Genomic DNA, 23,522 nt, shown 5'->3' with positions numbered 1-23,522 from the left:
ACCAATCCGACACGCATGAAATACTACATCATTGCCGGTGAGCCTTCGGGTGATTTGCACGGGTCGAATCTGGTAAAAGCTCTTCGCCAATTGGATCCCGACGCCGAGATGCGGGGGTGGGGTGGTGACCTCATGGAAGCGGCGGGCGTTACGTTAGCTAAACACTACCGGGAGCTGGCCTTTATGGGCATCGTGGAAGTAGTGAAAAATTTGCGCACGATTCTTGGGAACGAAAAATTTTGCCGCCAGGACATCTCGCAATTCGCGCCCGATCGCCTCATTCTGATCGATTACTCCGGTTTCAATCTCCGCATCGCGAAGTGGGCCAAACCCGCGGGATTTGATATCTCCTACTACATCAGCCCGCAAGTCTGGGCCTGGCGCTCCCACCGGGTGAAGACAATCAAAAAGACCGTGGACCGGATGCTCGTCATCCTTCCCTTCGAGGAAGCCTGGTACGCGGAGCGAGGGGTGAAGGCCACCTTCGTCGGCCACCCACTGCTGGATACGGTGGCTGAAAAGGAAGGGGAGACCTCAACTACCGGCACAGACTTCAGTGATTGTATCGCGATCCTCCCGGGCTCAAGAACCCAAGAGATCACGACCGGCCTCCCACTGATGTTAGCCGCCGCGGCCCGGCACCCGGAACACCGATATGTGATTGCAGCCGCCCCCGGCCAGGAGTTGCAGTTCTACGAAGAGTTGATAAAAAGCGGGGGTGCCCCGCCCCGACTCGAGGTCATTAAAGGTGCCACCTATTCTTTGCTGGCGAAAGCCAAAGCCGCCATCGTCACCAGTGGGACGGCCACGTTGGAAACCGCCCTTTTTGGCGTACCTCAAGTCGTCTGCTACAAGGGTAACGCCGTTAGCTACGCCATCGCGAAACGCTTAGTGGGTAAACGTATCAAATACATTAGCCTGGTGAATCTGGTGATGGATGCGCCCATCGTGCCAGAACTGGTGCAGGATGACTTTACCGTGGACCGGGTAGCGGAAGAATTAAAAAAAATAACTGCCGGCCCCGAGCGGGACCGGCAGTTGCGGAACTTGGAACAGTTACGGACCAAGTTGGGGTCCGGCGGGGCCGCCACGAAGGCCGCCCGCCTGATCCATCAGGGAGGCTGATTACTTCTTGGCGTTCCCCGTAATCACCAGCAAGGCGTAGATAACTCCCGGCAGAAAGAAGAGTAGGGAGAGCACGAGGCTGATCCAAAACTTGGTGTTGATTTCGCCCTGGTGTAGGAAGACCGCGAGTGGTGGTAACAGAATAGCCAGGATGATGAGGAGGATGTCACCGTCGTCCAGGTCGGTCTTGCCGTCCTTCTGGTCCTGCAACACCTGCTTCATCTGGCGCTTTTGGGAGCGCTTGAGTTGGCGGCGTTCGCGGGGAGACATCGCCTTGAGGGATTCCTTGTAGGCTGCCGCGGCGGCGAGCATCTCTTCCTGGGATGCATCACTCTGAGTGGTGGTTTCGGGGTTAACGACGACGAAAGCAGCGGCTTCCGGGCTGGTCGTAAAAAAGGCGGTGACTAATAAGACTAAGGTCAAAATACGCATGGTAAGTTGGTTTGGTGATGGGCTCCCGTGTTGGCCGGGAGACCGACGTTGGTTGGTACCAAAAGCCGCTTTTAACCGTACGTGTTCGTGAAGGCGGGGAAAATAATGTTTGGCCGGTCTGAATAAATTGGGAGTAACCTGGCGATTGATTTTCGCCTAAGCCATCTTTCCGCGTAGCAGCTCAAAATACCTGAACTCCGCCCTGACCCATTTTTGCCAGAGCCAAACCAGAAAGGGGTAGAAAAAGACCACGGCGAAATTGTAGAACAACGCCTCCCCGAATTCCCAGTGGTGGAAGTGCATCACCGCTCGGGTGAGGCCACAGCCCCAACATTCCAGGTCGAATAACATGACGGAAGGGCAGGTAACAACACCGGTGTCGTTGAAGAAATCCACGGGCAGCACCCACAGGACAATTGGGGTGAGCAGGAGCGCAATAAGCCACAGACCATGGATGAATTTTGCCGGCGTGATCATGGGTGTAAGGTAGGAATATCCTGGTGGTGCAAAGCGTACGTCAAGCCCAAAACAAAAGGAGCAGCTGACGTGGTCAACTGCTCCTTTTGATTTATGCTTCGGGTTCAACGACTAGTCGTAGTACTCCGGCATTTTGATGAGGGTGTAGATCACACCGGGAATGTAGCAAGCGAAGTATAGGAGTGCTGCGATCCACCAGTTGTTACCTTCCCAGTCGTCCATAATACCCATACCTACAATAGCTACGATGGGCAGGAAGATGGCACCTAGGATGAAGACGATCTTCGGGAACGGCTCATCACCATCCTTTTGGGCCCGCTTCATCTGCTTTTTGACCTTTTTCTGGGCGAGTTTCATCACCACCTTTTCCTTCAGGGTGAGCTTCTTGCCGGTCATTTCCTCGTACTTCTTGGGCGTCATGTTGAGGAAATCCTCCACGGCAACGGCGGGGTCGATGGGGAAGCCAGCTTCCTCAACCGTCATTGTCGCAGCGGGGGAAGTAGCGGCGGGTGGGGCAACGGCGACGGACATACCGAGTACGCCAAAGACGCCAAGCAAAAGGGATAGGGTAATCTTTTTTAACATAAGAGATTGGTTTTAAATGTCGCCTACTCTGACAGGTTTTCGGCTTCGCCTCCCCAAATTTCGGGATGGGGTTGAACCGGGTGCCGGGTGGCACGTGGTTGCAATATAGTATGGCAGATTGGTACGGTCGTAACTTTTTTCATTCGGGTTGTAGCCTTGCTCAATACGCCACTAACGTGTGTAAGCTGTTGCCAGCTACTCTGACAAGCGGACCAAGTGTGGCTTCCAGGTTTCGGGGATATCGTTGATGTCCATGATCTTCAATTCCGCTTTACCCATTGGTTTGCCGTCCGGCTGCAGGTTGACCTGCATGTACTCTCGTTCGATCTTAAACATGGCACCGGTGAGGGGGTCCACAATGAGCAGGCCGACGAAGCCACCGAAAAGAATGTTGCCGAAGTACCAACCATCAACCTTGAAGTTGATCGGCGCCATCATTTCTTCGTAGCCAGGTGCCGTTACTACCAAGGTGTAGCTCGCCTTTTTGAAAAAACCATTTCCGGCCTTCAGGTCAACCGTAGCGGGCGATGACCCGGTGAAGATGGTTTGCATGTTATCGTCCTTGATGGTAATCTTCGCCGTCTTCGGCGTGGCATTGACGGTGAATGGATAGTTGCTTTTGCTGACGATGCTCGCGCAACCGGTGGCCAATAATAGGGAGGATGCGCATAAGAGCGCGAAAAAAGACTTCATGTGTGTGTCGACTAGGGTTTGGAAAGCGGGTAAGACCATCAGGAATAGAAAGCCTTCCCGAAATAAGATGCTCTAATGTATAGCCTACCTACCCCAAAGTGAAAGGGTATGGACACAATTCAGACAACCTTAGTAAACGGAACGATTAACCGTTACGCAAATCCTAACGGCTACCACAGTTGGTGCACCGTTGCTTTGACTAGGTCCGTATAAACAGCATTTAAGCCATCGTACTGAGCGTCGGAGAGTGGTGCGAGATCAGTAGCCGCGAGATTTGACCGCACGTGCTCCACCCGCGAAGCACCTGGAATAACGGTACTCACCGCATCGTGGCGCAGCACCCACTGTAAAGCACGCTGAGCCAAACTATCGCCCTCCGGGAAAAGCTCCTTGATCCGCTCAACGGCCCGCAAGCCAAGGTCATAATCCACTCCCGAAAAGGTTTCTCCCTTATCGAACCCAGCGCCGTCTCGGTTGAAGTGGCGGTGGTCTTCCTCGCCAAAAGTGGTATCCGGTGAGAACTTACCCGTCAGCAAGCCACTCGCCAGAGGGACGCGCACAATGATCCCTACGTCCTTCCGCTGGGCGGTTGGGAAAAGCACTTCTAAGGGCCGCTGGCGGAAGACGTTGAAGATAACCTGGATGGTCGTTACGTTATCGAACTCCATCGCTTTCAGGCCTTCCTCCACCTTCTCTACGCTGACGCCTAAATGCTGGATCTTACCCGCGGTTTTCAAGTCTTCGAACAATCCGAAAATCTCGGGGCGGTAGTATACTTCCGTTGGTGGACAGTGAAGCTGGATCAAATCAATCCGTTCAAGGCCAGTGCGTTGTAAGGTTTCGTCGACGTACTTAGTCAAGGCTTCCTTCGTGTAGCCTTCGTTTACGTGTGGGTTAATCTGCCGCCCGCACTTACTCGCCACGTAGATCCGTTCCGACCGGCTGCGAACGATTCTACCTACCGCTTTTTCACTAAGTCCTGCGGAATACACGTCGGCCGTATCAATGAAATTTACTCCGCCATCAATCGCCTCGTTTAGGATGGTATCGGCGGTTTGGTCGCTAAAATCCTCGCCCCACTTGCCACCAACCTGCCAGGTGCCGAGGGAAATTTCTGATACGTTGAAGTTGGTCTTGCCAAGTCTGCGGTAGTTCATGTGCATGGATTTGTACGGTGGTTAATTCTTGAAGTAGCGGAAAATATTTTCCCTTTTTAAACTCCCCTCTCCCTTGGAGAAGGGCTGGGGGAGAGGGCTATAAATGACATTCAAACGTCCTTTTTCTCAACTCAAGTAGGTCTCCTAAAACTTCCCCACGTAAGTCTCCGGCCGGATCAGTTTCAGCTCCGCCTTGATGGAATCGCTAACGTTCAATCCGTCGATGAAGTCATGCAGGATGGCCTCTGAGAACTCCGTCCTTCCTCGCGTCAATTCCTTCAGCGCCTCGTAGGGCTTCGGGTAACCCTCCCGGCGGAGGATGTTTTGGATGGCTTCGGCACAGACAATCCAATTAGCTTCGAGATCGGACGCCAGCTTGGCCTCGTTCAGCAGTAGTTTGCTGAATCCTTTTTCAATAGCCTTGATGGCCAGGAGGACGTGGGCAACCGGCAGGCCAACGTTGCGCAGCACGGTAGAATCCGTAAGGTCCCGCTGCAGCCGGCTGATGGGTAGCTTATCGGCCAAGTGGGTAAACAACGCCCGGGCGATTCCTAGGTTACCCTCGGCATTCTCAAAGTCGATGGGGTTGACCTTGTGCGGCATGGCGGAGCTGCCAATCTCACCCGCAATCGTGCGCTGGCGGAAGTATTCCATGGAAATGTACTGCCAAATGTCGCGGCACAGATCAATCAGGATCGTACTGATCCGGTTGAAGGCGTGGAACATAGCCGCCAAGTTATCGTAGTGCTCAATCTGCGTGGTCGGGTAAGATCGTTTCAGGCCCAAGTCATCCCCGACAAACTGGGTGGCGAACGCGTGCCAATCGTAATCAGGGAAGGTGACGTAGTGCGCATTCATATTCCCCGTGGCACCACCAAACTTGGCGGGGATGGGCACTTCTTGTAACTGACGCAACTGCTCCCGCAAGCGGTGGGTCCAAACACTGAATTCCTTGCCTAAGAGGGTAGGGGAAGCCGGTTGCCCGTGGGTCTTGGCCAGCATCGGTACCTCCGCCCAATCCTGGACGTGGCGGTCCACCATACTGATCAACCCCTCCAGCGCGGGGGCCATCACGTCGGTCATGGCATCCTTGATGGAAAGGGGGATGGCCGTGTTGTTGATGTCCTGGCTCGTCAGCCCGAAGTGGACGAACTCCAGCACGTCCGTCATCCCGGCTTCGGTCATCTTTTCTTTGACGAAGTATTCCACGGCCTTCACGTCGTGGTTGGTTGTCCGTTCGGTCTTCTTGATGGTTTGGGCGTCGGACTCACTGAAATTGTCCACCATTTCCGACAGACCATCCACCTGCTTTTGGGTGAGGTGCTGGAGTTGGGGGAGCCCCATCCGGTGCAGGGCCTGGAGGTAGCGGACCTCGACGAGCACGCGGTAACGGATTAATCCGAACTCGCTGAAGTATTTACTTAATTCCTGGGTTTTACTGGCGTAGCGGCCGTCGATGGGGCCAATGGCGGTGAGCGCGGACATGGGGTCAAATTTTTGCCGAAGGTAACCGCTTTGGGAAGATATTGGCACGGGCAATCCATTGCAACATCAGAAAGAAGGGGATAAGCCTTGCTGGTCCCTCCTCACTGCTTACTTTGGTGGTCGATCCTAATTTTGACACCTATACTTTAGCCGTCATGCGCCACCTTTTTACCAGCCTCCTGCTGTCCATGCTTTGCACCTGCGTCAGCGCCCAGGAGTTGAGCTTTTTCGAAACGTTTGCTAACCATGCGGTGCTGCAGCGCAACGTCAACCACCCACTCTGGGGTTGGGCGCCACCGGGGAAGAAAGTGCAGATTACTTTTGGAGAGAAAGTGATGAGCGTAAAGGCGGATAAATCCGGCCGTTGGAAAACCACTCTGCCACCCACCAAAGCCGGTGGGCCGTACAAAATTGCCATTCAGAGTGGCCGCGAGCGCGTGAGCATTGAGGACGTGTACTTCGGCGACGTGTACCTTCTCTCCGGCCAGTCGAACATGGAGTGGCGGCTGGCGCAATCGGACGAATCCGGCGAACGGGCGAAGGCCATTGCCGACCCCCTGATCCGGGAAATTAAAGTGGACCACGTCTACGACGGCCAGCCCCGCGAGCACCTACAGATCAGCTACCAGTACGGGCCGGACTGGATGGTCGGCGACGCGGAAACCATCGGCGATTTTAGTGGAGTTGGGAGCTACTTCGCCCACTACCTGCGTAAAGAAGTGGACGTACCCATCGGCCTCCTCCACAGCAGTTGGGGGGGCAGCCGCATCGAGCCCTGGATGAGCCCGGAAGCCCTGGGAATCACCGGCAGGGATGCGCTAAAGGACCAACAGGATGCCCTGGAAATAGCCGGCGAAATTGGCCGCGCTGCCTTCGAGAAGAACTTCCCCGGCCGGGAGATCCCTACGGAAGATAAGGGCGAAGCAATGGGCTGGCTGACGCCCGACTTTGACGACTCCGATTGGCCTACGATGACGCTGCCCACCTTTTGGGAGGCCGCCGGTTACCCCTCCGTAGATGGGTACTTCTACTTCCGTAAGGACATTAACTTGACCACCGAACAGGCCGCCGGCAAAGCCACCCTCTACCTCGGGGCGATCGATGACGGCGATTATACCTACGTCAACGGAAAACTAGTCGGCAGCTACCCCAGCGCTTACTCGACGCCGCGCGTCTACACGCTCGAGCCCGGTGTTTTAAAAGCTGGCGTAAACCAACTCACGTTCCGCATCTTTGATGGACAGGGAGGAGGTGGTTTCTCCGCCAGTCCGGAAGCCTTTTACCTGGAGACCGAAAGCGGTAAGGTGTCACTGGCCGGTGACTACAAGTACAACATTGGCGAGTTCAAGATCGACGCCAACCCCAACCAGATTGCAACGATCCTCTACAACGCCATGATTGCCCCACTCGAAGGCATGCCGCTCTCCGGAGTGCTCTGGTACCAGGGTGAATCCAACGCTGGAGAAGGCGATAACGTAGCCTACGCCGGCCACATGAAAAACCTCATCCGCCAGTGGCGGGGCTTCTTTGACCACCCGGGAACGCTGCCCTTCTACTGGGTGCAATTAGCCAATTTTCAGGATGAGGTGAAGTCAGCCAACGAACCCGGTTGGGCCACCATCCGCCAGAGCCAGACCGACGCGCTGAGCGAACCGGTTACGGGCATGGCCGTCATTACCGACATCGGGGAGGCGGACGACATCCACCCCAGGAACAAGTGGGAGGTCGGCCGTCGCCTTTCCCTGCACGCCCTCCAGGACGTGTACGACCGCGACGTCGTCGCAGATAGCCCAATGGCCCTCTCCGCCAAAAGCTTGTTTGGTGATGCGTCCATGGTAGACATCCAATTTGCCAACGCCGCCGGCGGCCTGAAGGTGATGACCGACGACCCCTACGGTTACGTTCGTGGCTTCACCATGCAGGATGCGGACGGCGAATGGCACTTTGCCCCCGCCATCTCAAATGGTGGTTCCGGAATAATGGTCGTTCATCCCACCGGAGGTGATATCTTGCGCGTGCGTTACAACTGGGCGAATAATCCCGACGGTAATCTCTTCAGCCAGGAGGGCTTGCCCGTCAACGCATTCGACCTGGAAGTAAAATAACCAACTACCACGAAGTACCTGCTATGAAGGCCATCCTCTTCGCCGAAAACGGCGGCCCCGAAAATTTGAGCATCGCCGAAGTGGCCGATCCGACCATCCAGCCCAATGAGGTGCTGGTCGCCGTCGTCGCCACCTCCGTCAACCGGGCCGACCTGTTGCAGCTAGCCGGCAAGTATCCCGGCTACGGTACGCCGGGGGAGATCCTCGGTTTGGACCTCGCGGGTACCGTCATTGAAGTAGGGGCTGAAGTGGAAGGGCTGGCCGTTGGCGACAACGTCTGCGCTTTAGTTGACGGTGGCGGCTATGGTCAGCTCGCGGCAGTACCGGCCAGCATGTGCCTCAAGTTGCCTTCGGGAATGTCCTTCACCAAGGCCGCTGCGGTGCCCGAGGTGTTTGTTACGGCTTTTCAGGCCCTCTACTGGTTGGGTGATTTGGAAGAAGGTGACGATATCCTCATCCACGCGGGCGCGAGTGGGGTAGGGACGGCGATGATCCAGCTCGCGAAATTTAGCGGCGCAAGGGTATTCGTGACGGCTTCGGCCAATAAACACCAGCGCTTGTACGAGTTAGGTGCCGACGTATGTATCGACTACCGCAAGGAAGACTTTGCCGACGTCATTCTCGAAAAAACGGACGGCCAGGGCGTCCACCTCATCATCGACTTTGTGGGGCCGACCTACGCCAAACAGAATTTCCGCTGCGCCGCCACGGATGGTTGCGTCGTTCTCCTGAGTTTACTCGGTGGTGCGGCCGAGGAGCAAGTCGACCTTGCTCAGGTACTCCTCCGCCGTCTCACCCTCGTTGGCAGCACCCTTCGCAACCGCAGCGCGGATTACAAGGCACAGTTGCTCGCCGACTTCCGCGATCAAGTTTGGCCGCTCTTTGCCGACCGCTCCCTCCGCGCCATCGTCGATACCATTTACGATTGGGAGGACGCCGACGATGCCCTGAAGTATATGCAGTCCAACGCCAACGTCGGCAAGATCGTCATCTGCATCGGAGAATAGCAATCTGGTTCGGGTACCTGCTAGCTAAGATTTTCGGGCGCTGCCGCAGGTGCCGGGTAAGTGGGAAGCGGATGTACCGTCAGTGTTTCGACCGAGACCGGACAAAAGTTGTTCTCTCCCCATGAAGGACGAAACTCCAATCGTGAAGTTTGAAGACCTTGGCCTCCTGGATTACAAGCAAGCCTGGGACCTCCAAACCGAACGCCACGCCGCCATCGTCGCCCGCAAACGGGTAAACCGGGAGCGGAAGAAAGCCGGAAACGATCCGCTGCCCCAAACCCACGAACTGCTCTTTGTGGAGCACCCCCCGGTTTATACGCTGGGGAAATCTGGCAGTATCGAACACCTGTTGCTGGACGAGCAAGCGCTGGCCGAACAAGGTTTCACTTTCTACAAGATCAATCGGGGTGGGGATATCACCTACCACGGCCCCGGCCAACTTGTTGCCTATCCTCTCTTCGACTTGGAAGAGTATTTCACGGACGTTCACCGCTACGTCCGCAGCCTGGAGGAGGTCGTCATTCGCACCTGCGCTGACTTTGGGGTGGCTGCGGAGCGCGACGATGGCTACACTGGAGTTTGGTTACCCGGAGATGCAACCCGCCGGCAACCGCGCTGTAAGATCTGTGCCATCGGTGTCCACCTGAGCCGTTGGACGACCCTGCACGGTTTTGCCTTCAACGTTCGGCCTAATTTGACCCACTTCGGTAATATCGTTCCCTGTGGTATTGACGAGAGCGACCGGTCCGTAACCAGCCTCAGCCTGGAGATTGGTCGCCCGATTGAGTTGGCCGAGGTGAAGCCGATCGTCAAGCGCCACTTCCGGGAAATCTTTGGCTTTGATTGGTTACCGGACACCAAAACCAAAACGAGTGGCATCTAAAGGCCAACCCTCGCAACTATGACCGAGCAAGAAATGGTACAAGGCTGCAAACGAAAGGATCGCCGCACTCAGCGTGCCGTCTACGACCGTTACAGCTCCACCATGCTCGGTGTCGCCCGCCGTTACACCAATCGGGATACGGACGCGGAGGACGTCATGGTAAGTGGCTTCTTCAAGGCCTTCGATAAGATCGCTTCCTTCAAGGAGGACGGTAGTTTTGAGGGTTGGATCCGCCGCATCGTGGTCAACGAAGCCCTGATGTTGTTGCGTAAAAAACACGCCCTCAAACAGGCAACTGAAATTGCTGACGTGAACCCGCAATACTTCTCCACGCCGGCTTCCGCCACCGCTTCACTGAGTGAAGCCGATATCCTTCACCAGCTGGATCTGATGCCGGTGGGATACCGGACGGTCTTCAACCTTTACGTCGTGGAGGGTTACAAGCACCGGGAGATCGCCGATATGCTGGGCATCAGCATCAACACGAGTAAGAGCCAGTTGATCCTGGCCAAGAAGCGCATGCGGGACCAATTATCTCAACTTGGGTACAGCCCGAACTACAACGATTAGAGCTATGGCACAATTTGATCCATTCGAGCAGGAATTTCGGCAGCGGGCCTCCGGCATCCGTCGTACACCATCCCCCCGCGCCTGGAACCGGTTGGAGCACCGGCTGGACCGTGGCAGCCGGTCCTCCACCCGGCTTTTCGGGATTCGCCCCTGGATGATCGCCGCCCTTTTCCTGATTGTGGCCGGCACCGTAGGATTGAGTGTCCTCACGCAACGGACGAGTAGCCCGCTGGCGCAGCGCAGCCAATCCATCGAGGATTTGGATAACGCCTTCGCCCCGTCCGAGAACTTTGATGCGGAGACCTACCGCAAGCAGCTCCGGGAGTCCTTACCCGGCACCCGCGGCAGCGCCGAACCGAACGCAGAATTTCGGGGCTTGACCGTGAACGCAAAGTACCGTTCTTAACGGCATAGGTAAACACTAGCTACCCGTTGCGGGTAGTAGCAGCCATGAAGAATTGGCTAATTTGCTTATTGACGCTAGTCGGGTGTGTCGTTGGCGCACAGGATGAAGTGTACCTGCAACAATTGGAGGTAATTGAGCAGTTGCTCGCCGAGAAAAATTACCGCGCCGCTGCCGCGCAAAGTAAAGGCCTCGCCAATACCGCCAGCCAGGCTCAATTGACTGAACTGGAAGCGAACGCAAATTACCTACAGGGCAAAGCGCTGGCCTTGGATCCAACTGCCTCGATTGAGCAAAAGACGGCTGGAGTAGTATTGCTGAAAGATGCCGCTTCGGTGTTCAGGCGCCGCAGAATGGTCGGAGCACTGGACTCCGCTATGGCCGTTATGGATAAACTCGGGGAAGTTCAACCCTTGGCAAATAACGACGAGCTCAACGCCCGGCGAGAACGTCGGCGCAAGCAGTTGCAGGAGTTGCCCTCAGATTCTGCGCTCACTGAAGGCGCACTACAAACCATTCTGGCCTTGCAGGAAAAGGAAATCACCGCGCTTAACGATAGCCAACTACGGCAATTGGTGCTACTGGAACAAAAGGATCGCTTACTCGACGATTATGCCTTTAGGGTCCTGGAAGATTCCTTCGAACTCGTCAAACAAGACCGTGAACTGAGTTTGCAGGACCTCCGCATTAAGGAGGAACGGCAGCGCAGAAATTTTCTGTTACTCCTGGCGCTGGCTACCATCATCACGCTGGGGTCCGTCTACTGGCGCTTCCGGTCCAGTAAAAAACACGCCGCCGCGCTAGAGGAACGTAACCTTACCATTGAACGCGAGCGGCAGCGGTCGGATGAACTGCTGCTGAACATTCTGCCGGCACCGGTGGCCCGGGAACTCAAAGAGCAGGGAAAGGCGACCGCTAAGAGTTTTGCTTCCGCGACCATCTTATTCGTAGACTTTATCGGATTCAGTGCGCTTTCAAAAACTGTCTCGGCGGAACAACTGGTCCGCTACCTGGATGAGGCTTTCAAGGAACTCGATCGTATCATCGAACGCCACGGTCTGGAGAAGATCAAGACGATTGGCGATGCCTACATGTGTGCCGGTGGGCTGCCTGTTCCTTCCGATGACCACGCAGAACGCTGCGTTGCCGCCGCGCTAGCTATCCAAAACTACCTTAGTACGCACAGCCACTTTAAGGCGAGGATTGGCATCCACACCGGCCCAGTGGTTGCCGGAGTAGTGGGCCTGAATAAATTCGCTTACGATGTGTGGGGGGATACGGTCAACCAAGCCGCTCGCTTGGAGACGGCTGGCGAATCCGGAAAGGTCGCTATTAGCGAGACGACCAAGGAGGAGATTTCAGACAGTTATGTCTGCGAAGAAGCCGGCACCTTTGAGGCGAAGAACATCGGCCGGATGAAGCGATTCTTTGTTAGCCGAACTACCGACTGATAATATATAGGTGCCTTCCGATTGGTTAGGATTTCCCCTTTTGCAACTGTGACACGAAGAAGCCATCGTAACCTTCCACCTGCGGTAAGTAGGTGTGCTTACGAACCAGCGCCCACCCCGTACCTGCCTCCGAGGCGAGGAATTTGGTTACCTGATCGTCATTCTCCCGTGGGAGGATGCTGCACGTGGCGTACACCATCTTACCGCCGTCTTTTACCATGCGGCTGTAGCGGGCTAAAATATCCGCCTGCTCGGTAATGACCCGGTCAATAAATTCAGGGCTGAGCTTCCATTTGGCATCAGGATTTCGCCGCAGGACGCCGAGGCCGGAACAGGGGACGTCCAACAACAAGCGATCCGCCCGCCCGGTAAGTCGCTTAATGACTTTGGTGGAGGTGATGGCCCGCGTTTCCAGATTATTGACGCCGTTGCGGCGCGCCCTTTTCTTGAGTTCGTTGAGTTTCCACCCGTGGATGTCCAAGCTCAGTAGTTTACCGCGGTTTTCCATCAGCGCAGCGAGGTGCAAGCTCTTGCCGCCGGCTCCGGCGCAGGCATCGATAACGGTATAGCCGGGCTCGACTTCCAGGGCGGGAGCGGCCTGCTGGCTGCTAAAGTCCTGCACTTCAAAGAGGCCATTTTTGAAAGCTTTGGTGACGAACAAGTTTCGGCGTTCCGTGACTAGGAGGCCGTCGGCACCGATGTGTTCCGTACCAATTTGCTCTTCCCTAAGTAGCTTAATTAAAGTTTCCGGCTCAGTTTTGAGTCGGTTGGCCCGGAGGACGACGGGTGCCTGTTCATTAAGGGCAGAGAGGGTAGCTGGCCAGACGTCACCTAGTTGCTGTTGGCCTAATTCGTCGAGCCAATCCGGAATGGATTCTAGCACTGGCCGTTGACCTTCAAGTGCTAGTTTGCGCTTTTGGACTACTTCTGCGGAGAGATCCCCAAATTCCTTCCAGTTGGGTAGGTCAATGCCCTGCATTATCAGCCAGGTACCGATGAGCCGCCAGAAATCTTCGCGGGTTTTTGGCTGATCTACCTCGCTGACGTGCCGCAGCATGCGGTAATGGCGGACCACCCCGTAGGTTTGCTCGGCGATGAAGGCACGGTCCTTACTGCCCCGGCGCTTATCCGCCTTCAGCACTTTTGAGATTTCCCGGTCGGCGTAGGCGCCCTCCAAAAAGATGGCTTGCAAGGCCTGCGCAATGGCTTCGAGGTGGGCGGGGTAAAGTCTGGTCGTCATGGTCTCTACTTAGGGAGGACAGAATCGTCGATGTTATCCTTGTTCTTTAGGCCTGCTCCCTCAAACAGGGTGGCCAGGAGAATGGTCAGGACGCAGCCAATTAGATTTAACCACAGGTAGGCGAGGTCGATGTATTCAAAGTAAGAAAGGAAGAAAGTCACCGTCACGAGGGCCTGCACGATAATAGCCGCGTTCAAAACCGCCCGGGCACCGACGCGCTTGAAGAAAAAGGCCACCGCGAAAACGCCCAGGATCACCCCGTAGAACAGCGATCCGATGATGTTGACCGCTTGAATCAGGTTGTCAAACAGGTTGGCGGATGTGGCAAACAGGAGGGCCACGCAGCCCCAGCCAACGGTCAGCACCTTACTCATCATCAAATAGTGGGCGTCCGTTTTGTCGGGTACGAGCGTCCGTCGATATAGGTCAACCATCGTAGTCGTTGCCAACGCGTTTAGTTCTGAACTAGTGCTGGACATAGCAGCGCTAAAGATGACGGCTAGTAATAATCCTACTAAGCCGATAGGTAGGTAGTTAATGATGAAGGTGATGAAGACGTAGTCCCGATCCTCCGTGATCGTATCCGAGCCTCGCCCGGCGGCTTCTAGTTCGATCAATTCGTCCACCCGGTCGGAGAGCGCCGCGCGGCTGGCTACGGCAGTTTGCAGGTTAGCCGTCGCCGTCTGAATCTGCGCTTCGTTTTCCTGGCGGAGAGCCTGAGCTAGTTCCATAGCTGCCCCGCCGGTTTCGTCAGCGATGGCTGCATTGCGTTCCTGTAGTTCAGCTAATTCCGTTGCGTATTCCGAGTCCCTAACTTTATCAAGATTCGCCGTATTGAAGTGCACCGGTGGAGCTACGAAGAGGAAGAACACGAAGACCATCACTCCAATGAAAAGGATGAGGAACTGCATTGGGACTTTTAGCAAGCCATTGAACAGTAGCCCCAAACGACTTTCCGTCAGGCTCTTGCCGGAGAGGTAGCGTTGGACCTGGCTCTGGTCCGTACCGAAGTAGCTTAGGAAGAGGAAGGTGCCCCCGAGCATGGCGGACCAAATGTTGTAGCGATCGTTCAGATCGAATTTGAAGTCGATCACTTCCAGTTTACCCAGATTGCCCGCAATGTTAAGGGCGTCACCCATGCCAATCCCCTCGGGTAATTTGTTGACGACCACGAAGCCGGCGGCCACCATGCCGAGCAAAATGATGATCATTTGCTGCCGCTGGGTGACGGATACTGCTTTCGTCCCACCCAATACGGTGTAAAAGATCACCACAATCCCAATGAGGAAAATGGTCAGGTTGAGCGACCAACCCAGGATAGAGGAAAGAATAATGGCCGGCGCATAAATGGTGATCCCCGCCGCCAAACCGCGCTGAATGAGGAAGAGTATGGCCGTAAGCGACCTCACCTTCAGGTCAAACCTACCCTCCAGATATTCGTAGGCCGTGTACACCTTTAGCCGGTAGTAAATCGGCAGCACAAAGGCACACAGGATGACCATCGCCAGCGGCAGACCGAAGTAGAATTGAGCAAAACCCAATCCGCTATTGTACGCTTGGCCCGGCGTGCTCAAAAACGTGATGGCACTGGCCTGGGTAGCCATGACCGACAGGCCGATCGTCCACCATTTAAGGTCCCGATCACCAAGTAGGTAACTCTTTACGTTGTTGACAGAACGTGTCTGCATCACCCCGTAGATCACGATGGCCGCCAGGGTGCCGGTCATTACCAGCCAGTCAATAGTACTCATGCGTAGCTGGTGCTGAAAAGGTAGAAAAACACGACGAGGGCAAGGTGGGCTACGAGAACTGCCACGTACATTCTCCGCCAACTTCCCAGGAGGGGAGGGGCTTCGTTGGCCTCACTTTCAGGTTGTTCAAAAATCATGGCCGGCAAGGTACTAACAATGGTAGCGGATTGAGGGGGAAACAACCTTGTGCAGCACGTCAACAGTTGGTTAACGGTCATTGCCTTAGATAGCCAAGTGCAGCAGTCACGGCTGTAGGTCTAGGGTTAAAAAAAGAGGCTACGGACATTTCCGTAGCCTCAATAAAGTCTGCTGTAATTGTAAGTTGTCTCCCGGCCTTAGAACGGAAGTTCGTCGCTATCGATCAGCGTAGTTAGCGGTACCCGTGCTTCGGTAGCTTTTTTGCTGACCGCCTTCTTCGCGTTAGCCCGGCGCTTCGGCTTGGTAGCCTTCGTAGCGGGGTTATCACCGTAAGCTGCCGTGGGCTCGGCCGCCACCGAAGCCGGAGTAGTTGGCTCAACGGTAGCGGCCACTTGTTCCGCACCGGTAGCCTGCTGCGGTTGGGCAGCGCTCAGGAAGGTGAAGTCCTCCACGATGATTTCAGTGCTGACCCGGACCTGGTCGTGCTTATCGACCCACTTGCTGTAGTTGATCCGACCTTCGATGGCCACCTGGCTACCGGATTGGAGGTACTGCCCCAGTATTTCGGCAGTCTTGCCGAAGGCCTTCACCCGGTGCCACATGGTGCGGGTTTGGCGATTGCCTTCCCGATCTCGGAAGTACTCGTTGGTAGCCAGGGAGAAGTCGGTAATGTTGGTCCCACTGGCTGTCGTCGTTACGTTAGGAGCGGCGCCGAGGTTACCAATGAGGGATACGTTGTTGCGAATAGACATAAAAGAATGATTTGTGAGCCCCCGCCAGTAAGGTTGTTGGGTGCGGAAGCCCGGGAGTGATGAATGCGTCGCCATTCAGGAAGAGTAGCGGTTATGCTTCCCTTTCTATCGGTGACTATGCAAAGGTGGGAGCACCGGATCCCTACATTCGTTTTTTAAACATATACTTGCGATTAAATGCGTATGTAAATGAATAAATGCGTATAAAAACGGTTGTTAAAATTGTAAAATATTGATTTGCAGTAAGTTAGGTTTGTGCGTGCTTCTGAGGTTGTTTTGAAGGATTTTTATAAAAAAAAGAGGAGACCTTCCACTTGGAAGATCTCCTCTTAAGGATGATGAGGCCGCAGGTAAAATTTTACGAGCAGCTAAATAGATTGTGTATCACTTTTGCTTCACGAAACGGTAAACGGTAGTCCGCGCATCCGTAACGTAACGCAGCACGTAGCTGCCCGCGCTAAGGTCGGCAACATCAATGTCGAGCGTATTGCCCGCGGCCTGGACCTCACGGACGCGTTCACCCGCTGCATTGTAAACACTTACGGTACCGCTGGCGTCCACCTGGCCACCCTGGCCTTTCGGTAGGGTGAAGCGAAGTTCAGCGCCGACCGGGTTGGGGTAGAGGTCCGTACCGTGACCGGCCACCACTTCCGTAGTGGAAGTGGACTGCAGGGTGAAGGTCAGCTCATCGATATTTACTGGAGCTGCACCGGTAATACTGATGCGGAAGACCTGTTCGCCGGCCGCGAGGGTGAGCGTACCCTGGGAGGCGATGGTAGTGTGCGTCGTCCATCCACCCGTTGCGGAGATGTTGGGGAAGCTGATGGAGTTGTCATCCGGGAAGCCAACCGTGAAGGCGCCACCACTCTGTTCGCTGGCCACGGAGGCCGTCACTTCGTAGGTGCCGGCTGTAGCGACGTCCACTGTGTATTCAACCCATTCTCCCTGGTTGACGTAACCGATGTGGAAGCCACCCTTGCCATTCGGCTCCAGGTCAACACCTTCAGCCGGACGGAAACCACCCGGGATATTGCTGTCTTCCTGATCGTTGTAAGCGAGCCCCTGACCGCCGAGGTCGTAGTCTTTCGTGTCAATGGTTCCCGGAATGGCGAGTGGCGTTCCGTTAAACGGAAGTTGCACGTTGCTCGTAATGCTTGCGCGCTGTGGGTATCCGTGGAGCAGGGTACCGTCGGGGCGATGGGTGTACATCCGGTAAGCGTAGGAGCGGCCGATTTCCACCGTGGCATCTTCGTAAAGTTCGGCGTCGGAAGCCAGCGTTGCGACTTGCTCAAAAGGCCCGCCGTTTACGCTGCGCTCCATGATGATGGCATCATTGTCCTGGCGGCGATTCTCCCAGGTGACTTTGGCAACCGGGCCCGTTGATCCCGCTTCGTTTTCTACCTGCACGTCGACACGATGGGGAGAGTCCGGGTAGTAGTGAACAAGGATATCCTTTTCCGGTGGCCACGTACCCGCGCCCCGGTTGAGGACGCCAAACATTCCACCATCGTCCCACACCGACCAGCTGAAGCCGTGGCGTTGCACGGCATCGACGTAAGCGGCGTAGTAACGCATCCGGTCGTTGTAGTCGTTTTCGTGGATCGCTCCGAATTCGCTGATGGTCACGGCTACGTTATTCACGTCGGCCCAGGCGGCGGCGCCACCGAGTTGGCGTTCCATGTTTTCGTAATCGGCCACCGAACCCCAACCGCGCTGTGCCTGTCCGGCAAAGGGCCACGGATCGTAGGAGTGAAAGTAACCCATGATGTAATCATCCTGCGGAATGGCCGCGGCAAAAAGCTCGGCGGAGTTGGCGTAGACGTTGCCGCCGTAGATGACAATCCGGGTAGGCTCTACCTCGCGGATGATTCCCAGAATACGAGCGTTCAGGTCATCGACTTGCGCGACTGACATACCATTCGGTTCATTGATGATCTCGTAGAGCAGTTTTTCATCCTTGTCCTGGAACCGATCGATGATCTGTACCCAAATACTGTCGTAGCGAGCGCGGAGATTAGGGTTAGCGTATCCGTTCTTCAGCCAGTCTTCGTGGTGGCCATTTAGCGTCACCCAGAGGTCGCGTTCCAGCGCCCAATCGACTACTTGTTCTACCCGGTCCATCCACGCTTCGTTGATGGCGTAGGGTGCGGAGCGACTCGTGTGCTCGTCCCACCGGACGGGGATACGGACGTTGGTGAAGCCGGCTTCTACGTAACGGTCGAAGTAGGATTCCTGGGCGGGGCCGTTATTCCACCCACCTTCCTGCGGTGGTTCCAGGGTATTCCCGAGATTGATGCCCCGGCCCATTCCTTCCAGCGCTTCGGCCGGTGTTACCTGGGCGCTGCCGCAGGTGCAGAGAAAAAGGATTAATAGTGTCGTTAAGCTAAAGCGCATGTTAATGTTGGTTTTGGCCAAAGGTAAGCGCACGGACAACCTCTGTGGAATGTAATGGCGGTTAATTTGTGTCGTCTGTACACAGTATTACGATTGCTACGGTTCCCATTGCCTCGCACCTGCGGCAGCGCCCATGTAAGATGTTAGATTTCAGAAATTAGATTTTAGATAGCTGTGCCTAACCAAATAGCGTTGACAGATTAATAATGAAGTCGCGCCATTACGCACGACGGTTTTTAAATTTTTCCTCAGTTAGGTACTTGACACCGGCGGGGAGTATTTGCCCACGCCCCTCACGGGCATACTTGCCGGGCGTGGGTAAATACTTCACGACGGTTGGGCACAGGTCTTCATTCACCCCCTGGCCGTCCTTGATCAAGAGCGCATAGCGGTAGCCTGGCTGATCCGATCGCCAGCCGGCCACAAAGGCTTTGGGACTGCTTCGCAACGGCAACCTTCCGTGGATCCGTTTGGTATTATAGTGCTTCACGGCTCTGTTTACCAGGCGCTTTAGCTGGTCAAAGTCTTTGGGTTGCCAGTGGTCGAGGTACTCTTGTTTGATCACACCGTTGAGGCGTTCAGCGTAAGCATTGTCCAGCGCTACGTCGCACATACTACTTGAGATGCCTCTGCTACGCAGTCGTTCGACGAACTGACGACTACGATACTGCGAACCACCATCGCTGTGGAAGATGAGACCCTGTAGATCTGACTGACCACACTGGCGAAAAGCGCTTTCCAAGGCAGCGATGTTTGCCGTTGCCAGTAGGTGTTTACTCGTATGGACACCTACGATCTGACGGCTATAAACGTCAATGATGAAGGTGATGTAGTAAAAGCTATTGTTGATGCGATAGTACGTCGTATCGCTCTGCCATACTTGGTTAACCCCATTGATAATCAGTTCTTTAATTAAATTAGGATAGCGATAGGACCCCGATCGGGTTACCCGCACGTAGTTGCGTTTACGGACTAGGGCATAGCCACGCCGGGTCATCTCACGGCAGAATGCGTTGCGCGAGATATGCCGCGGCCGTAGCATACTCCAGGCTTTCTGTAGGCCCAGGCCGGGGTGTTCTCTGCGCAACAGGTTTAACTGAGACTCAGCTCCGTTCATGGCATCCTCGTACTTAGCTCGGCGCTTCCAAAAAGCAGCGTGAGCTTGTCGACTAACGCCCAAGGCTAAATAGATCGTTTGCTTCGTCATTGGCTCTTCTTTTTGCTCGAAGAGTCGGCTGAGCGCAGTGTGGAAGCAGCTTTTTTTTTGAACTCCGGCATCTCCTCTTCGTAAATGGCCAGCATTCTCGTTTTGTGGTCAAGTTGAATGGCCATCCGACCGAGGAGGGCTTGCTGTTCGGCGAGCTGACGTTGCAGTTCTGCAAGCTTAGCAGTTTGACTATTGGGGACTTCGACGATAACGGCATTCTTCTTGGCCATGCTACTGTATTTAGCGATCCAGTTGTAGATCGTTTGATAAGATACGCCGTAAAGCTGGACCATTTGCTTGACACTAAAGGTGCCCTCCTCAAAATCTTTGACGCGGGCTCGTTTGAAGCACTCGCCGTAGCGCTTGGTGGGACGGATCTTCCGATTTTTTGTTGACATTTCGATGCATTGGTGTCAACGTATTTGGTTTAGGACAAGCCCCTCTAAGATCTAATTTCCAAAATCTAAAGTCCTCTTTGCCTCCACTAAAACCTATGCGCTGATCATCACGTTCTACCCCGTAACCCAGCCGGAATCAGACGGCCTTTTTCCAGCGCGTAGACTCACAGCATGTTTGTAACTTCTTTTCTTGAACACCTTGGTAAGTATTTCTTGCTGCTGAAGTCCGCCATCGCCAAGCCCGAGCGGTTTTCGATGTACTACCGGGAAACGATGCGCCAAATGGATGCCATCGGGGTTGGTTCTCTTTTCATCGTACTGTTGATCTCGGTATTTATCGGCATGGTGACGGCCGTACAGTTCGCCGATCAGCTGGGGGATAGCTTTATCCCGTCCTACTATATAGGTTACATCGTGCGCGACATCACCATCATCGAGATGGCACCAACGATCACCTGCCTCGTACTCGCTGGAAAGGTAGGATCCAACCTCGCTGCAGAGATTGGGGGAATGCGCCAGAAAGAACACATCGACGCTATGGAGATTATGGGCGTCAACACCGCCGCCTACCTGGTGATGCCCAAGATCATTGCCGCCGTAGTGATGATTCCCCTGCTGGTTGCCATCAGTGCTTTCGTAAGTATTATTGGGGGATACCTCGCTACGGTGCTACCGGGGAGCCTATCTCACACGGAATACGTACTGGGCTTGCGCTCGTTTTTCGAGCCAAAGTACGTTCGCATCATGTTCGTAAAGGCGGGGGCTTTTGCCTTCCTGATCACTTCCGTCAGCTGCTACTACGGCTACTACGTAAAGGGCGGAAGCATTGAATTGGGGGAAGCGAGCACCAGCGCCGTGGTCGTTTCGAACGTCCTGATTCTTCTATTCGATTTCATCATTGCCCTCCTCCTCACCTAAGCCGAAGCCACCATGATCCGTACGGTCAAACTCCACAAGTCCTTTGGTGAAAACCACGTGTTGAAGGGCATCGATACCGAATTCTACGCCGGCAAACCCAACCTGATCATCGGGCTCTCGGGCGCGGGCAAAACGGTGCTGCTGAAATTGCTAATTGGTCTCTTCGAACCATCCGAGGGTTCCGTCTTCTACGGCGATACGGACATCTTCAGCCTCAACGCTAAACAGCTGCGGAACATCCGCATGAACGTCGGTATGCTCTTCCAGGGCAATGCACTCTTTGATTCCATGACGGTCGGCGAAAACATTCGGTTCCCCATGGACATGTTCACCCGCAAAACGCTGAAGGAAAAGCAGATGCGCGTCGACGAATGCCTCGAAATGGTCAACATGGAAGGCATCAACGAACGCTACCCAAGCGAGGTGTCCGGCGGAATGCAGAAACGGGTGGGCATCGCCCGTGCCCTCGTACTGGAACCGGATTACTTCTTCTGTGACGAGCCCAATTCCGGGCTTGATCCCCAGACCTCCATTCTGGTGGATGAGCTGATCTGCGATCTGACCAACACCCACAACATCACTACCGTCATCAATACCCACGACATGAACTCGGTGATGGGGATCGGCGACAACATCCTGCTCCTCAAAAACGGTAGCGTCGCCTGGCGCGGAGATAAATCCCAAGTCTTAGAAAGCGAAAACGAAACGCTGGAGGACTTCATTTTCGCCAGCCCGTTCCTCCGTCGTTTACGGGAGGATGCGCTGAAGCAGCGCCACGCCACTGACGGGTAGTGTGTATATCCCTACTTGAAGAAACGTGTTTAGCCCTCGGGTACAAACTGTAGCGCACCGGCGTCCGTACCTCCTGGCTCCCGCTCCACACCTTCAAGGTCCACGGGAAGTGCTGGTAAGAAGGCACCCAAGTTACGGGCCACACTGAGCGAGTCCAAACGGTAGTCATCCTGGCCAATATTAAGGAACAGCGCATCGTCGAAGACCGTATTGACGCAATTCTCACACAGCACGTCGTAGAAGTTGGCGAATAATCCGTCTTGGGAGCGTAAGAAGTCATCTCCCGTCCGCAATACCGTATTGGCCACTTCAATGTCGAAAGCGCCCAACTCGCCCCCCTCAAAAATATCAAGCAGGCGCATTTCTGACTCCCGGCTACCCGCGATGATAGAGTTACGGATGCGCGTAACCATCGGGGCGGCAATGCAGAGATCCGTTTCCTCATCACAAGTGAAGTTGGTCAGCACCAGCGCGCTAGCGTCTACCCCGTAATTAGCAATCGTAACGTGGTCCATCGTCAGTGATCCACCCTTCACGAATTGAACGGCGTTGTTAAAATTGCTGTGGATCAGGGTATTGCGTACGGTGACGTCCGACTGGTAAGCCGAAATGGCCGGGCCGCCCGTGTAAGCAATCGTCGTATTCTCAATGAGGACCTCTGAGAGGCTGTCCAGCAGCACCCCCGTAATCGAATTGAGTAGGCTGGTGTGGCGAATGATGTTCCCCCGGCTACCCGGCCGGATGATCAAGCCCTGATATTTTGCCGGGTCCGTCCGAAATTCCGGTTCGAGACGGTCAGTGCTTACGCTGATCGGGTTGTCCGCCGTGCCGCGCATTTCGATGGAAGCCGTTTCCGTAACTAAAATTAAGCCGTCGTTGAAGAAGCCGCCGTTACGGGTAAAGATCTCATCCGTATCCCGCTGTACGCCACCGTGTACGTAGATTTCCGTACCGGCTTGTACGATGAGTTTGCAGTCGTCCACGGCCAGGGATCCGTAGATGACTACGGGTAGGTCATTCGGCAGCGTAATCTCTCCCGCGTCACAGTTCAGTACGCCGAGGCGTCCACGGCGGAACTCATTAATGTAAAAGGCATTTTGCCCAAAGGCGATGAGTTCCACGTCACTGCGGCTGTTGCCGGTCAGGAAAACCAATCGGTCCTCCGCGATGAAGGGACTTACGGCGGTCGGTGCGGTCGGGTCCACGAAGACTTCGACGAAAACGAAAATGCTGTCGCCACCCCAAATAATCACCTCCTCGGCTACGGGGCCGCTGAAGCCATCCACGTTGAATCGGTAAGTGACACCTTCATTTCCTTCCACGCTGATTCGGTCGATCTTCACCGGGTCATCTGCGTCATTGTACACCTGCATGATACGGGTGGCACTGCCCCGGTCGGTGAAAACGGTATCAAAGGTCAGGGTGTCCGTACTGAAGCGAAGTTCCACTTCGTCGCCGGTCAGGAATTCCGTTTCGGTGTCACAACTGCTCAGAAAAAGCACGGTGCCAAAAAGGACCAGAGCGAGCAAGCGGGCCAGTAGGTGCATAGGGTAGGGCGT

The 23,522-nt window shown here is 55.0% G+C and carries 23 protein-coding genes; 9 read left to right on the top strand and 14 right to left on the bottom strand.

Going from position 1 to position 23,522, the window contains the following annotated elements; translation table 11 throughout:
- The first annotated feature begins 15 nt into the window (after positions 1-15).
- Positions 16-1,125: a lipid-A-disaccharide synthase gene (lpxB, locus tag A3850_RS15645; RefSeq protein ID WP_068218538.1), complete on the top strand. Its 1,110-nt coding sequence runs from the start codon at positions 16-18 to the stop codon at positions 1,123-1,125.
- Here lpxB and A3850_RS20475 read toward each other — a convergent pair whose 3' ends face one another.
- The 6 genes from A3850_RS20475 to purB all read right to left on the bottom strand — a co-directional run bounded on the left by A3850_RS20475 (position 1,126) and on the right by purB (position 5,954).
- Positions 1,126-1,557, bottom strand: a complete 432-nt coding sequence (locus A3850_RS20475; protein WP_231915337.1) for a YqaE/Pmp3 family membrane protein — start codon at positions 1,555-1,557, stop codon at positions 1,126-1,128.
- A 156-nt stretch (positions 1,558-1,713) separates the two neighbouring features.
- Positions 1,714-2,034, bottom strand: a complete 321-nt coding sequence (locus A3850_RS15635; RefSeq protein ID WP_068218535.1) for a DUF2752 domain-containing protein — start codon at positions 2,032-2,034, stop codon at positions 1,714-1,716.
- 111 nt (positions 2,035-2,145) lie between these two features.
- Positions 2,146-2,619: a hypothetical protein gene (locus A3850_RS15630; protein WP_068218530.1), complete on the bottom strand. Its 474-nt coding sequence runs from the start codon at positions 2,617-2,619 to the stop codon at positions 2,146-2,148.
- A 195-nt stretch (positions 2,620-2,814) separates the two neighbouring features.
- The gene (locus tag A3850_RS15625) at positions 2,815-3,312 is read right to left on the bottom strand and encodes a hypothetical protein (RefSeq protein ID WP_068219878.1); all 498 of its coding nucleotides are present in this window, start codon (positions 3,310-3,312) and stop codon (positions 2,815-2,817) included.
- Positions 3,313-3,482: 170 nt separating this feature from the next.
- Positions 3,483-4,469 carry an aldo/keto reductase gene (locus tag A3850_RS15620; protein ID WP_068219876.1) on the bottom strand — a complete coding sequence of 329 codons (987 nt, stop codon included), beginning with the start codon at positions 4,467-4,469 and terminating at the stop codon, positions 3,483-3,485.
- 144 nt (positions 4,470-4,613) lie between these two features.
- On the bottom strand, positions 4,614-5,954 hold the full coding sequence (gene purB / locus A3850_RS15615) for an adenylosuccinate lyase (protein ID WP_068218527.1): 1,341 nt from the start codon (positions 5,952-5,954) through the stop codon (positions 4,614-4,616).
- 155 nt (positions 5,955-6,109) lie between these two features.
- Here purB and A3850_RS15610 point away from each other — a divergent pair, with 155 nt between their 5' ends.
- The 6 genes from A3850_RS15610 (at position 6,110) to A3850_RS15585 (ending at position 12,373) form a co-directional block, all read left to right on the top strand.
- Positions 6,110-8,059, top strand: coding sequence for a sialate O-acetylesterase (locus tag A3850_RS15610; RefSeq protein WP_068218526.1), 1,950 nt, complete (start codon positions 6,110-6,112; stop codon positions 8,057-8,059).
- A 23-nt stretch (positions 8,060-8,082) separates the two neighbouring features.
- The gene (locus A3850_RS15605; protein ID WP_068218524.1) at positions 8,083-9,066 is read left to right on the top strand and encodes an NAD(P)H-quinone oxidoreductase; all 984 of its coding nucleotides are present in this window, start codon (positions 8,083-8,085) and stop codon (positions 9,064-9,066) included.
- Between the two features lie 121 nt (positions 9,067-9,187).
- A complete protein-coding gene (gene lipB, locus A3850_RS15600; protein WP_068218522.1) occupies positions 9,188-9,949 on the top strand; it encodes a lipoyl(octanoyl) transferase LipB in 762 nt (253 codons plus the stop codon).
- An 18-nt stretch (positions 9,950-9,967) separates the two neighbouring features.
- Entirely contained in the window at positions 9,968-10,519 is a 552-nt protein-coding gene (locus A3850_RS15595) for an RNA polymerase sigma factor (protein ID WP_068218519.1), read from the top strand.
- Between the two features lie 4 nt (positions 10,520-10,523).
- Positions 10,524-10,925: a hypothetical protein gene (locus tag A3850_RS15590; protein WP_068218516.1), complete on the top strand. Its 402-nt coding sequence runs from the start codon at positions 10,524-10,526 to the stop codon at positions 10,923-10,925.
- 44 nt (positions 10,926-10,969) lie between these two features.
- Positions 10,970-12,373: an adenylate/guanylate cyclase domain-containing protein gene (locus tag A3850_RS15585; protein ID WP_082921860.1), complete on the top strand. Its 1,404-nt coding sequence runs from the start codon at positions 10,970-10,972 to the stop codon at positions 12,371-12,373.
- Between the two features lie 25 nt (positions 12,374-12,398).
- Here the strand turns inward: A3850_RS15585 and A3850_RS15580 are convergent, their stop codons facing one another.
- The 7 genes from A3850_RS15580 to A3850_RS15555 form a co-directional block, all read right to left on the bottom strand.
- A complete protein-coding gene (locus A3850_RS15580) occupies positions 12,399-13,613 on the bottom strand; it encodes an RsmB/NOP family class I SAM-dependent RNA methyltransferase (protein ID WP_068218511.1) in 1,215 nt (404 codons plus the stop codon).
- 5 nt (positions 13,614-13,618) lie between these two features.
- Positions 13,619-15,364 carry a sodium:solute symporter gene (locus A3850_RS15575; RefSeq protein ID WP_068218508.1) on the bottom strand — a complete coding sequence of 582 codons (1,746 nt, stop codon included), beginning with the start codon at positions 15,362-15,364 and terminating at the stop codon, positions 13,619-13,621.
- Positions 15,361-15,501, bottom strand: coding sequence for a hypothetical protein (locus tag A3850_RS20335; RefSeq protein WP_197494075.1), 141 nt, complete (start codon positions 15,499-15,501; stop codon positions 15,361-15,363). The genes A3850_RS15575 and A3850_RS20335 overlap by 4 nt, the downstream gene beginning before the upstream one ends.
- Before the next feature lie 198 nt (positions 15,502-15,699).
- A complete protein-coding gene (gene ssb / locus A3850_RS15570; protein WP_068218505.1) occupies positions 15,700-16,254 on the bottom strand; it encodes a single-stranded DNA-binding protein in 555 nt (184 codons plus the stop codon).
- Positions 16,255-16,638: 384 nt separating this feature from the next.
- Positions 16,639-18,648, bottom strand: a complete 2,010-nt coding sequence (locus tag A3850_RS15565; protein ID WP_068218503.1) for a cellulase family glycosylhydrolase — start codon at positions 18,646-18,648, stop codon at positions 16,639-16,641.
- 220 nt (positions 18,649-18,868) lie between these two features.
- Positions 18,869-19,855 carry an IS3 family transposase gene (locus tag A3850_RS15560; RefSeq protein ID WP_068218499.1) on the bottom strand — a complete coding sequence of 329 codons (987 nt, stop codon included), beginning with the start codon at positions 19,853-19,855 and terminating at the stop codon, positions 18,869-18,871.
- A complete protein-coding gene (locus tag A3850_RS15555) occupies positions 19,852-20,253 on the bottom strand; it encodes a transposase (RefSeq protein WP_068214175.1) in 402 nt (133 codons plus the stop codon). The genes A3850_RS15560 and A3850_RS15555 overlap by 4 nt, the downstream gene beginning before the upstream one ends.
- Before the next feature lie 171 nt (positions 20,254-20,424).
- Between A3850_RS15555 and A3850_RS15550 the strand changes: the two genes are divergently transcribed.
- The gene (locus A3850_RS15550; protein ID WP_068218496.1) at positions 20,425-21,171 is read left to right on the top strand and encodes an ABC transporter permease; all 747 of its coding nucleotides are present in this window, start codon (positions 20,425-20,427) and stop codon (positions 21,169-21,171) included.
- Positions 21,172-21,183: 12 nt separating this feature from the next.
- On the top strand, positions 21,184-21,963 hold the full coding sequence (locus A3850_RS15545; protein WP_068218493.1) for an ABC transporter ATP-binding protein: 780 nt from the start codon (positions 21,184-21,186) through the stop codon (positions 21,961-21,963).
- A gap of 29 nt (positions 21,964-21,992) precedes the next feature.
- On the opposite strand, the gene A3850_RS15540 is transcribed toward A3850_RS15545, so the two are convergent.
- Positions 21,993-23,510: a right-handed parallel beta-helix repeat-containing protein gene (locus tag A3850_RS15540; protein ID WP_068218490.1), complete on the bottom strand. Its 1,518-nt coding sequence runs from the start codon at positions 23,508-23,510 to the stop codon at positions 21,993-21,995.
- Positions 23,511-23,522 lie beyond the last annotated feature (12 nt).

It is taken from the genome of Lewinella sp. 4G2, assembly GCF_001625015.1.
GTDB lineage: Bacteria > Bacteroidota > Bacteroidia > Chitinophagales > Saprospiraceae > Neolewinella.
This window is presented reverse-complemented; position numbering and strand designations above follow the sequence as displayed.